Here is an 11,456-nt window from a genome sequence, read left to right as displayed (position 1 = left end):
CTGTTCCATGTGACGGCTTGTATTGGGGGAAGGAGTATACATCTCGCAGATTTAAAATCATCTTTTATGTGATGAAAATTACTATTTTTACTTATTAGAAAAACATTCACAGCAAATAATTACAAATACGAAAAGTAAACCTTGATGAATGGGATAAAATTAAACATTTTCAACGAAATTCACACAATAAACATTCACTGAGCATGCTAAAGTTAATAATGAAATCTCTACATTAGGTCCTTAACATGGCAAATACAGAACATGTCGAGACATTAGACTCTCTAGATAAAGTCAGTGTCATTACTTACCGTTTAGGTATTACATTATTTTCTTTTTCACTCTTTTTATGCAGCCTTACTATCGCTAACGATATGTCACTGATCTTAATTGATGGATCATTAAAAGAATTTGCCTTTATTACTCTTGCGATCTCTTCTGCTATGAGCGCAGCTAACTTACATGTTTATGATAAAAAAATAAGAATCGTCATTACTTGGTCAGCTTGGATTGGCCTAGTTCTATTAAGTTTACTCATTGGTAGCCATTTAGTTTGGATTGCTATTGGCTTTCTTTTTGTTACGTTTTCAGGAATAGCATTAAAAGAATCATTTTGTTTCAAGGTGTTAGGTTTGAAATTTATTCCATTTCTGTTATGTGCTGCTACCTTCATGCTTGCTATGGAAAAATGGGTTATCTCATTAATTTGTTTGACCATCGCTGGCGTTATTTTTCTTTTTTTAGCTATTCAGAAATGGAAAATGCCACTTCATTTTGATATTGGTAATAAATCCAATTATCAACATTAACGCCACAGATAAAAATGAACTATTTAGTTTACTTTTAGTCTTATTCAATACATCATCAATACGATATGGGACAATCCTATAATCCTAGTCGAATCGTTTATTTATTTTTACTTAAGGCATGAATAACAAGACAATGATATTCCCTCTTTTTTATATTTTCCTTGTTATTGTATGCATCCTTCCTATTCTGCCCGGAATAGTTGGCGTACTTAGCGCCTCTTTCAGCTATATGCCTCCTATTGGTTTACATAATCTGTCTCTAGAGGGCTACGTTTCTGTTTTTGAATGGAGCGGAGTTTGGCACTCTCTATTTTTAACCCTAAGTAGCGCTTTTATCAGTACTCTTATTACCGCTTTACTTACTTTTATTATTTTACAAAGTACGTGGAAACTTCCTGTTTGGAAAAAAATAGAATTTTTACTCTCCCCGTTACTTGCTATGCCTCATGTCGCTTTCGCTATTGGTTTTGCTTTTTTATTTTCTCCTACAGGGATGCTTGCCAGACTGCTTAATCCTATTGGTAACGTTAATTTTCCAATTATTATTAATGATTCAATCAATATCGGTTTGATTTTAATGCTCATTATTAAAGAAGTGCCTTTTCTTCTTTTAATGAGCATTCCTATTATGCAACAACTCAATATAGATAAAACAACAAAGGTAGCCGCTAGTCTAGGCTATCAGCGCCATCAAATATGGTGGAAATGTGTGTTCCCACAATGGCTAAAAAAGGCACGTTTTCCTTTATTGGCTATCATTGCTTATAGCGTATCAGTGGTTGATGTCAGCTTAATTATTGGCTCAACCAACCCACCAACCTTTGCTGTTTTAGTATGGCAATGGTTTACCGATCCTGACATTCAATTACAACCAAGAGCGGGGGCAGGGGCAATAATTCTTCTGTTTCTATGTTTATTACTTATTGGACTGCACCGCTTATTAGAATGGGCAATAACAACACACTGTCGCCACTGGCAAATATCTGGTCGAATGGGGTTTCGCTTACCTGGCTTATCTTTTTTCGTCACGATTGCTGGCATAATTATTTTATCATTACCCATCATGGTGCTATGGAGTTTTGCCCAACGGTGGCGTTTCCCCGATCTATTGCCAAGCGTTTTTACTCTTCGTTTTTGGGATAATGAGTGGACAAGCTTACTGCCCGTCATAATGGACAGCGTTATTATCGCCACAGTGTCAGCGACTATCGCGCTTGCCTTTTCATTACTTGGGCATGAATTTAAAATCAAACATCGCTGGCATATCCCCCCGCTATTAATTGCCGTTCCAATGTTAGTGCCTCAACTCTCTTTATTATTTGGTTTGCAAGTAAGTGCTCTTTACTTTTCAAGTGAGTCATATTGGTTTTGGGTTCTTTGGGCGCACGTATTTTTTTCATTCCCTTATATTTTTCTTGCTTTAGATGGGCCATGGCGCAGTTTTGATCAACGTCTGATTCAAACAGGATTAAGCCTTGGTAAATCTCCATGGCACTGTTGGATAAAAATAAAACTTCCTTTGTTGCTTCCCGCTATTTTATACGCATGGGCAATAGGCATCAGCGTGAGTTTGGCTCAATACCTACCAACACAAATGCTTGGTGCAGGCAGAGTTATCACATTAACGACAGAAGCGGTTGCCCTCTCTAGTGGTTTCGACCGTCGAATTACAGCCCTGTATGGATTATGGCAAGCGCTGTTACCGTTCATCTTCTTTAGCTTGGCTATCTTCATCGGACGATTCTACTCTCATCGTTCTCATTTAAATCTAAAACAAGGAATGTGACAGGTAATGAGCCTATCAATAAAAAATCTCAGCATTCTCACTAATCATGGCGTTCCTTTATTAACGGATTACTCTTTCTCTATCGATAAAGGAGAAGTGCTTAGTGTTATGGGCCCAAGCGGTTGTGGTAAATCTACATTATTAAACGTCATTGCTGGACATTTAAGTTGTGATTTTAGTTATTCAGGTGAGATTACGGTTAATGGAAAGCGAGTTAATAAAACCCCTTCTCACGAACGAAAAGTAGGGATATTATTTCAAGAAGATCTTCTGTTTCCTCATTTATGTATTTGGGAAAACCTTGCATTTGCTTTACCCAATAAAGTCAAAGGCATACAAAGAAAAAAAGAAGCAATGCAAGCACTTAAAAACGTTCAATTAGAACAATTATCTGATGCATTCCCAAACCAACTCTCAGGTGGGCAACGAGCAAGAATAAGCTTAGTTAGAATGCTATTAGCAAAACCCGATGTTGCCTTGCTAGATGAGCCTTTCAGTAAATTAGATAAAGCACTACGTATCCAATTTCGAGACTGGGTATTTGAGCAATTGGCGGAAGCGGACATCCCTACATTATTAGTTACTCATGACAGTGACGATATTCCAAAGGAGAGCCAACAATTCTTTTGGCCAATGGAGATAAATCATGCTTGATAAATTCAGTATTCAAGTTATTCGAAAACCGTTATCCATCTCAGCTTCCGGATTGCATAAGCTGGGCGTTACCGCAAACCAAACAACATTATTTGGTTTTATTTTAGGCTGCTTAGCTTTTCCTGCATTATTACTTCAAGAATATAATATTGCGCTGATCTTTATTTTATTAAACCGAATTTGTGATGGTTTAGATGGCGCTTTAGCTCGGATTACTGGAATTACTGATTCAGGGGGATTTCTAGATATCAGCTTAGATTTTCTTTTTTACTCCCTAATTCCATTTGGATTTGTTTTAGCAAACCCAGAGCAAAATGCGATTGCTGGCGCTCTAATTATTTTCTCTTTTATTGGAACAGGCAGTAGTTTCTTAGCTTTTGCTATCATGGCGGGGAAAAGAAACATTGATAACCCCGTGTATAAAAACAAATCTCTTTATTACATGAGTGGCTTAACTGAAGGTACTGAGACCATTGGTTGCTTTATTTTATTCTGTTTATTTCCAGAGCATTTTACTTTAATTGCTTACATTTATTCAGCGCTATGTTGGATTACAACGTTTAATCGAATTTGGTCAGGATTTCATACATTAAAAGAAAATGAAAAACAGGATGAACACCAACTCTAATAAAAAAGAAAAAGCCCCAGTAATTCACTTACTGGGGCTTTTATTCTTTTATTAAACTGAGTTATAGCTATAAATTAGCGATTAATACTCTTCAACAGCAAACAGAGTTTCCATATTCAAACCTTGTTGGGTCATGATCTCTCTTAAACGTCGTAACCCCTCAACTTGAATTTGTCTCACACGCTCACGAGTCAACCCTATTTCTTTACCTACCTGTTCTAACGTTGCCGTTTCATATCCTAATAAACCAAAACGACGAGCAACAACTTCTTTTTGCTTAGGGTTTAGTTGACCAAGCCAACCAACCAAAGAAGCATTAATATCATTTTTTTGTGTTTCAGATTCAGGATCACTATTTTTAGTATCAGGTAAAATATCTAATAACGCTTTATCTGATTCACCAGCAACCATCGAATCTACAGAAGCAACTCTTTCATTTAAACGCAGCATACGACTTACGTCACTGACTGGTTTATCTAGTTTCTCTGCAATTTCTTCAGGTGTCGGTTCATGATCAAGCTTTTGTGAAAGCTCACGAGCGGCACGTAAATAAACATTAAGTTCTTTTACGACATGAATAGGCAAACGTATAGTTCGAGTTTGATTCATAATGGCACGTTCAATGGTTTGACGTATCCACCAGGTTGCATAAGTAGAAAAGCGGAAGCCTCTCTCTGGATCAAATTTTTCAACTGCTCGGATTAAACCAAGGTTGCCCTCTTCAACTAAATCTAATAAAGCAAGGCCACGGTGATTATAACGACGAGCTATTTTTACTACTAATCGAAGGTTACTTTCAATCATTCGAGAACGAGCTGCCATATCACCTTTTAGGGCAAGTCGACTAAAGTAAACTTCTTCTTCTGCTGTTAAGAGTGGCGAAAATCCAATTTCACCTAAGTAAAGTTGAGTTGCATCCATTACTTTCTGCGAACTGCTAACCTCAAGACGTTCAGATTCCGTTTCTTGAATTTTGGTTAGCTCAGCATCATCAACTACGTCTAAATCAAATTCTTCATTTTTAGTTACTGCATTGCTTTTACTCATAGCGCCTCCCCATGGCGAGCCAGCAAGACATTACAACTCAGCTATGTCATCCCTGTTATGGCAAATATCGTTGTGGATTTACCGATTTCCCTCTAAAACGGATCTCAAAATGCAAACGAACGCTGCTCGTACTTGAGCTACCCATTGATGCAATTTTTTGTCCCGCATTGATACTTTGGCCTTCTTTAACAAACAGTGATTCATTGTGAGCATAAGCACTTAAATAATTTTCGTTATGTTTAATAATAATTAAATTTCCATAACCTCTTAAGGCGTTACCTGCATAAACCACTGTTCCTTTTGCGGTAGATATGATGTCTTGACCTCGTTGGCCTGCAATATCTATCCCTTTATTTCCTTGGTCTCCTGTTGAGAACTTAGCGATTACTCGCCCTTTTGTTGGCCATAACCATGAATCTACCTTTTCCGATTTTTTTTCTACTGATTTAGGTTTAGGTACTGGTTTTGGTTTAGCTGCCGGTTTAGCTACCGGTTTAGCTTTAACTGTCGGTTTTGATGTTGCAGTTGTTACCGACTTGTTAGATTTAACATACTCCTTAGATTTTGTGTTTTCAACCTTTTTTGCACTTTGTTTTTGTGCTGGTGATGATTTTGTGCTAGCCGACACAGTTGGTTTAGCTTTCGTACTCGGTTTATTATTAGCGATAGGAACAACGGCAACGGCAGCTGTACTAGTCGATTTAGAGCTGTCGGCCTTACTAACTAAATGCCCATCATCACCATAAGCAGGAGCTATATATTTAGGCCCCCACAATTTTAGTTTTTGTCCTGGGTGAATAACATAAGGTGCTTTTAATTCATTATAAGCAATCAGCTCTTTGACATCTTTATTAGTAACATAAGAAATAAAATATAACGTATCCCCTTTTTCTACTCGATAATAACTGCCTCTATAGCTGCCACGTTCTGCCCCACCATAAGATGAACTGGATTTATTTACACTAGACACAGGAGCAGGACCATGAGGCCCCATAGAACAGCCTGAAAGCAATAGAGTCAAAATTGCAGCGATAAGCCACAAACGAGAAGGTGTCATTATTATTTTTTTCATTATGATTATGCTAATTCACCTGCAACTAAGGGAACAAAACGAACTTCTTCTATGACCTCTGAATGAAATTCATCTCCACAACGAACAATTCGAAGTAACTGCTGTTCGGTATCTCCGACAGGAATAACCAATCTTCCGCCATCTTTTAACTGCCACAATAAATCATTCGGGATCGATTCTGCTGCCGCAGTAACAATGATTGCATCAAATGGGCTTTTATTTCTCCACCCTTTCCAACCATCTGCATGTTTTGTTGAAATATTGTATATATCTAATTGTTTCAATAATCGCTTTGCATTCCATTGAAGTGATTTAATTCGTTCAACCGAATTAACATGATCCAATAATTGCGCTAATACTGCCGTTTGATAACCTGAACCCGTCCCTATTTCTAGAATATTTGACTCTCGCTGTAGCATGAGTAGCTCGGTCATTTTCGCAACAATATAAGGCTGGGAGATAGTTTGTCCTTCCCCAATAGGCAAGGCATTATTTTGATAAGCTTGGTGTGCTAACACTTCAGGAACAAATCGCTCACGCGGTAAAGAACGAATAGCAGACAAAACCGCTTCATCTTGAATACCTTGTTGACGTAAAAATTGATCGAGTAGTTCAGTGCGAGAATGAAGCATTAATTAGATCTCTCAATTGATAGCCAATCGCTCATCATAGCTAATGAATCATGAGCGGTTAAATCTACCTGTAATGGGGTAACTGACACGCAGTTATGTTGAATTGCATAGAAGTCAGTGCCCTTACCTGCATCTTGTTTCTTTCCTGGGGGACCTAACCAATAAATGGTTTCTCCTCGAGGATCGGTGTCTTTAATCATACTTTCTGCATGATGCCTTGCACCCAGGCGAGTTACTTCCCAAGAGGCAATTTGAGAATACTCACAATCAGGGACATTTACATTTAACACCCGTTCTGTAGTCAGCGGGGTTTTTAAATGCATTGTCACTAACTCTAAAGCAACTTGAGCTGCTGTATCAAAATACGTGCGCCCGACTAAAGACATTGCTATTGCTGGTAACCCTAGAAAGTGCCCTTCTGTAGCCCCCGCAACGGTTCCTGAGTATAAAGTATCATCACCCAAGTTTGCACCATGATTTATACCCGTAATGATTAAATCAGGGAGGTCATCTTTCATTAATTCATTCAATGCAAAATGCACACAATCGGTCGGCGTACCTTGCACTGAATGAATATTTTGTTCAATTTGTCGAACTCGAAGTGGCGATTCAAGAGTAAGTGAGTTAGATGCTCCCGAGCGATTACGGTCAGGGGCAACAATCGTAATATCCGCAATATCTGATAATACTGCCGCGAGGGTATTGATCCCTTCTGCAAAAACACCATCATCATTACTTAATAGTATGCGTAATTTATTCACTCTTATCTCCGCTTCTTTCTCTAAATCGAATTATTCGTATGTACGTTCCACTTCAATTTCTTGCAATAATTCACGTACGATAACCGTAGCAAAACTGCCTGATGTTAAAGAGAAATTAAGAGTTAACGTATCCCCATCAGCTGACCAACTTAGGTTCTCAGGGTGTAACTCAATAGCACGGCGTTCATGCCTCATACGGTTACCACGAACAAGAGCCATTAAATCTGGTTCCGCATCAAGCTGTGGTTGCTCTAACGTTAATGCTGTTTCAGTCGTTGGTAGCTGATTATCACCAGCTAATGCTGCACTGATTGACCATTCATTATTTTGAATTTTTTGAATGCTTTCTTCAGAGGTCACATTCTCATTAACCGTACGGCCATTATGATCAAGTAGAATATCACCATCCACAGGTAGAGAGAAGTAACCCTCTGTTATTCTTTGAGAAATAATCTGATTAAAGATCCATGAACGAGCAGCTGACAAGTAAAAACTACGCTTTGTATTATCACGAGTGCGTACATTTTCACGCCCCCAACGACGTGCCTCGATGACGTTATTACCTTCATGACCAAAACGTTGTGCACCAAAGTAATTTGGCACACCAGATACTTTTACTTTCTCTAAACGAGACAGTACATCATCCATGTCAGTCACTTCAGTCGCAATTAACTGGAAACTATTACCTAAAAGATCGCCAGGACGCAATTTTTTGTTGTGGCGTGTCATTTCTAGAATTTCAACACCGGGATGCGTAGCTTCAAATAAAGCAAACTTAAGGTGATCACTTTTTGGTAAGTGAACACTTAACCATTGTTCTGTGATTGCATGGCGATCTTTCAGACCAGCCCAACTAATATCTTTTGATTTTACACCACAAAATTTTGCTAATTCGTTCGCTACGTACTTGGTGTTTTCACCCGTTTTACGGATCTTAACCATTAAGTGCTCACCTTTACCGGTGAACTCATACCCTAACACTTCTTTTACAATGAAATGCTCAGGTAATTGTTTTAATTTACCAGTTGCAACTGGCTTTCCGTATAACCATGAAAAAGTAGACATGATGTCTGACATAAGTTTGTCTCTAATTAATAAGATTTTTTAACTAACAGCACTACTGCTTCACAAGCAATGCCTTCTTTTCTACCTGTAAAGCCTAAACGTTCGGATGTGGTCGCTTTTACGTTCACATTATCCAAACTTGTTTCTAAATCTTCAGCAATGGCCACACACATATTATGAATATGCGGTGCCATTTTAGGGGCTTGTGCAATGATGGTGACATCTGCATTCCCTAATTCTAACCCTTTCTCTTTTACACGACGATAAACATCACGCAATAATGCACGGCTGTCTGCCCCTTTCCACTTATCATCGGTATCTGGGAAATGACGTCCAATATCGCCTTCGGCGATCGCACCAAGCAAGGCATCACACAATGCATGCAACGCAACATCACCATCAGAATGAGCAATTAATCCTTGTTCATAAGGAACGCTGACGCCACCTATAATAACGGGACCTTCTCCACCAAATTTATGTACATCAAAACCGTGTCCAATTCTCATTTGTAGATTTCCTTTTTCATTTTTTGGAGATAGTACTCTGCTAACTCAAGATCTTCAGGCTGAGTTATCTTTAAATTATCGGATCTGCCTTGGATGAGTTTAGGCTGATATCCCATGAATTCTATGGCAGAAGATTCATCCGTAATAGATAACCCTTGCTCTAATCCTGTTTTTAATGCGGTATATAACAATTCAGTAGTGAACAATTGGGGTGTCAATGCATGCCATAAAACACTTCGATCAATGGTTTTATTTATTTGTTGTTCAAACGTCGCTTGTTTCATTGTATCGCGAACGGGGGATGCGAGAATACCGCCGATATGAGAGGGAATTACATTTTTAATAAGTTTATCAATATCGCTATGACGGATACAAGGACGCGCAGCATCATGAACCATAACCCATTCACTTAAATGATTATCTTTTGCATAAGCTAACCCAGAGAGCACTGAATCAGCACGCTCTGAACCTCCAGAAACTCGAATAACCCGCTTGTTTTTTGCTACGGTTAAATCATTAAAGTAAGGGTCTGTATCACTAACTGCAACAATCACGTTATCGATAGCAGGATAAGCCAGTAATTGTTCAATGGTATGTTCTAAAACCGTCTTATCATTTAAGAGTAAATATTGCTTCGGACGATCTGCCTTCATGCGACTCCCCACCCCTGCGGCAGGTACTATCGCGGTAATTGAATAATTCAGTGAAGATGTCATCAATTATCCCTCACTATTTTCATCAATAATTCGATAAAATGTTTCACCTTCTTTGATCATCCCCAATTCATGCCGAGCTCGTTCTTCTATTGCTGCTGAACCTTTTCTTAAGTCGTCTATTTCAGCAAACATTTGCCCATTTCGATTACGTAATCCCTGATTCACTTCCTCTTGAAGTTGAACATCATTAGATACTTGAGCGTAATCCGCCATGCCATTTTTTCCAAACCATAGGGTATATTGCAGCCAACCCAAAGCAATAATTAATAAAACGGCGAATGCTCGCATAATAGCTCCGACAATAAATAAATGAGTAACAATAGAAAGAAGCGCTAACTATATCAATCCATCATTAGAACTTCACTAGCTGTATAGCGGAAATAAAAAAAACCGCCTCAAATGAGACGGTTTTTATATCTAAATTCTAATCGAACGATTAAAGAATTAAGTCATATTCTCAAAAATTGAGATTATTGACCTTTAACTTCTTTAAGACCGTTGAATGGCGCTAGTTCACCTAGAGCTTCTTCGATACGGATTAGTTGGTTGTACTTAGCAACACGGTCAGAACGGCTCATAGAACCAGTTTTGATTTGACCTGCAGCTGTACCAACTGCTAGATCAGCAATTGTTGCATCTTCAGTTTCGCCAGAACGGTGAGAGATAACTGCTGTGAAACCAGCATCTTTAGCCATCTTAATTGCAGCTAGAGTCTCTGTAAGTGAACCGATTTGGTTGAACTTGATAAGAATTGAGTTAGTGATGCCTTCTTCGATACCACGAGCAAGAATCTTAGTGTTTGTAACGAATAGATCGTCACCAACTAGTTGAATCTTGTCACCTAGAAGTTCAGTTTGGTGCTTGAAGCCAGCCCAATCTGATTCGTCTAGACCATCTTCGATAGAAACGATTGGGAATTGCTCAACAAGACCAGCTAGGTAATGGTTGAATTCTTCAGCAGTAAATTTCTTACCTTCGCCTTTAAGGTCGTAGATACCGTCTTCTTTGTTGTAGAACTCAGAAGCAGCACAGTCCATAGCAAGAGTAACGTCTTTGCCTAGCTCGTAACCAGCAGCTGCAACAGCTTCTGCGATAACTTCTAGCGCTTCTGCGTTAGATTTAAGGTTAGGAGCGAAACCACCTTCATCACCAACTGCAGTGCTGTAGCCTTTAGACTTAAGAACTTTAGCTAGGTTGTGGAATACTTCTGCGCCGATGCGTAGAGCTTCTTTAAGCGTTTTAGCGCCAACAGGTTGAATCATGAATTCTTGGATATCAACGTTGTTATCAGCGTGCTCGCCACCGTTGATGATGTTCATCATTGGTAGAGGCATAGAGAATACGCCTGGAGTGCCGTTTAGTTCAGCAATGTGAGCGTAAAGAGGCATAGATTTAGCAGCAGCAGCAGCTTTAGCATTCGCTAGAGAAACAGCAAGGATTGCGTTCGCGCCAAATTTTGCTTTGTTTTCTGTACCATCTAAATCGATCATGATTTGGTCGATTTCAGCTTGGTTTTTCGCGTCTTTGCCGATTAGAGCTTCTGCGATTGGGCCATTTACAGCTGCGATAGCTTTAAGAACACCTTTACCTAGGAAACGAGATTTGTCGCCGTCACGTAGCTCAAGAGCTTCACGAGAACCTGTAGATGCGCCAGATGGAGCAGCAGCCATACCTACAAAACCACTTTCTAGGTGAACTTCAGCTTCAACTGTTGGGTTACCACGAGAATCGATGATTTCACGACCTAGAACTTTAACGATCTTAGACATTGTGTTTCCTCTAT

13 protein-coding genes are annotated in these 11,456 nt (G+C 39.0%); 4 read left to right on the top strand and 9 right to left on the bottom strand.

Annotation, left to right across the window (positions count from 1 at the left end):
* The first annotated feature begins 245 nt into the window (after positions 1-245).
* The 4 genes from A6E06_RS16800 (at position 246) to A6E06_RS16785 (ending at position 3,874) form a co-directional block, all read left to right on the top strand.
* Complete coding sequence (locus A6E06_RS16800) at positions 246-806, top strand: DUF2301 domain-containing membrane protein (protein WP_065593967.1); 561 nt, start codon at positions 246-248, stop codon at positions 804-806.
* Between the two features lie 133 nt (positions 807-939).
* Positions 940-2,592, top strand: coding sequence for an ABC transporter permease (locus tag A6E06_RS16795; protein ID WP_065593968.1), 1,653 nt, complete (start codon positions 940-942; stop codon positions 2,590-2,592).
* 6 nt (positions 2,593-2,598) lie between these two features.
* The gene (locus tag A6E06_RS16790) at positions 2,599-3,246 is read left to right on the top strand and encodes an ATP-binding cassette domain-containing protein (protein ID WP_065593969.1); all 648 of its coding nucleotides are present in this window, start codon (positions 2,599-2,601) and stop codon (positions 3,244-3,246) included.
* Positions 3,239-3,874, top strand: coding sequence for a CDP-alcohol phosphatidyltransferase family protein (locus A6E06_RS16785; RefSeq protein ID WP_065593970.1), 636 nt, complete (start codon positions 3,239-3,241; stop codon positions 3,872-3,874). The genes A6E06_RS16790 and A6E06_RS16785 overlap by 8 nt, the downstream gene beginning before the upstream one ends.
* Before the next feature lie 81 nt (positions 3,875-3,955).
* On the opposite strand, the gene rpoS is transcribed toward A6E06_RS16785, so the two are convergent.
* The 9 genes from rpoS to eno all read right to left on the bottom strand — a co-directional run bounded on the left by rpoS (position 3,956) and on the right by eno (position 11,442).
* Positions 3,956-4,921, bottom strand: coding sequence for an RNA polymerase sigma factor RpoS (gene rpoS / locus A6E06_RS16780; RefSeq protein WP_065593971.1), 966 nt, complete (start codon positions 4,919-4,921; stop codon positions 3,956-3,958).
* A 55-nt stretch (positions 4,922-4,976) separates the two neighbouring features.
* On the bottom strand, positions 4,977-5,993 hold the full coding sequence (locus tag A6E06_RS16775; RefSeq protein ID WP_065593972.1) for a peptidoglycan DD-metalloendopeptidase family protein: 1,017 nt from the start codon (positions 5,991-5,993) through the stop codon (positions 4,977-4,979).
* 5 nt (positions 5,994-5,998) lie between these two features.
* Positions 5,999-6,625 (bottom strand): protein-L-isoaspartate(D-aspartate) O-methyltransferase, encoded by a 627-nt coding sequence (locus A6E06_RS16770; RefSeq protein WP_065593973.1) that lies wholly within the window; start codon positions 6,623-6,625, stop codon positions 5,999-6,001.
* Positions 6,625-7,386 carry a 5'/3'-nucleotidase SurE gene (surE, locus tag A6E06_RS16765; protein ID WP_065593974.1) on the bottom strand — a complete coding sequence of 254 codons (762 nt, stop codon included), beginning with the start codon at positions 7,384-7,386 and terminating at the stop codon, positions 6,625-6,627. Before surE ends, A6E06_RS16770 begins: the two co-directional genes overlap by 1 nt.
* Positions 7,387-7,416: 30 nt before the next feature.
* A complete protein-coding gene (truD, locus tag A6E06_RS16760; protein WP_065593975.1) occupies positions 7,417-8,463 on the bottom strand; it encodes a tRNA pseudouridine(13) synthase TruD in 1,047 nt (348 codons plus the stop codon).
* 14 nt (positions 8,464-8,477) lie between these two features.
* Complete coding sequence (ispF, locus tag A6E06_RS16755; RefSeq protein ID WP_065593976.1) at positions 8,478-8,957, bottom strand: 2-C-methyl-D-erythritol 2,4-cyclodiphosphate synthase; 480 nt, start codon at positions 8,955-8,957, stop codon at positions 8,478-8,480.
* Positions 8,954-9,673, bottom strand: coding sequence for a 2-C-methyl-D-erythritol 4-phosphate cytidylyltransferase (gene ispD, locus A6E06_RS16750; RefSeq protein WP_065593977.1), 720 nt, complete (start codon positions 9,671-9,673; stop codon positions 8,954-8,956). The genes ispF and ispD overlap by 4 nt, the downstream gene beginning before the upstream one ends.
* Positions 9,674-9,676: 3 nt before the next feature.
* A complete protein-coding gene (gene ftsB / locus A6E06_RS16745) occupies positions 9,677-9,961 on the bottom strand; it encodes a cell division protein FtsB (protein ID WP_065593978.1) in 285 nt (94 codons plus the stop codon).
* Positions 9,962-10,143: 182 nt separating this feature from the next.
* Positions 10,144-11,442, bottom strand: a complete 1,299-nt coding sequence (gene eno, locus A6E06_RS16740; protein WP_065593979.1) for a phosphopyruvate hydratase — start codon at positions 11,440-11,442, stop codon at positions 10,144-10,146.
* Positions 11,443-11,456 lie beyond the last annotated feature (14 nt).

The sequence above is a fragment of the Aliivibrio sp. 1S175 genome, from assembly GCF_001690985.1.
GTDB lineage: Bacteria > Pseudomonadota > Gammaproteobacteria > Enterobacterales > Vibrionaceae > Aliivibrio.
This window is presented reverse-complemented; position numbering and strand designations above follow the sequence as displayed.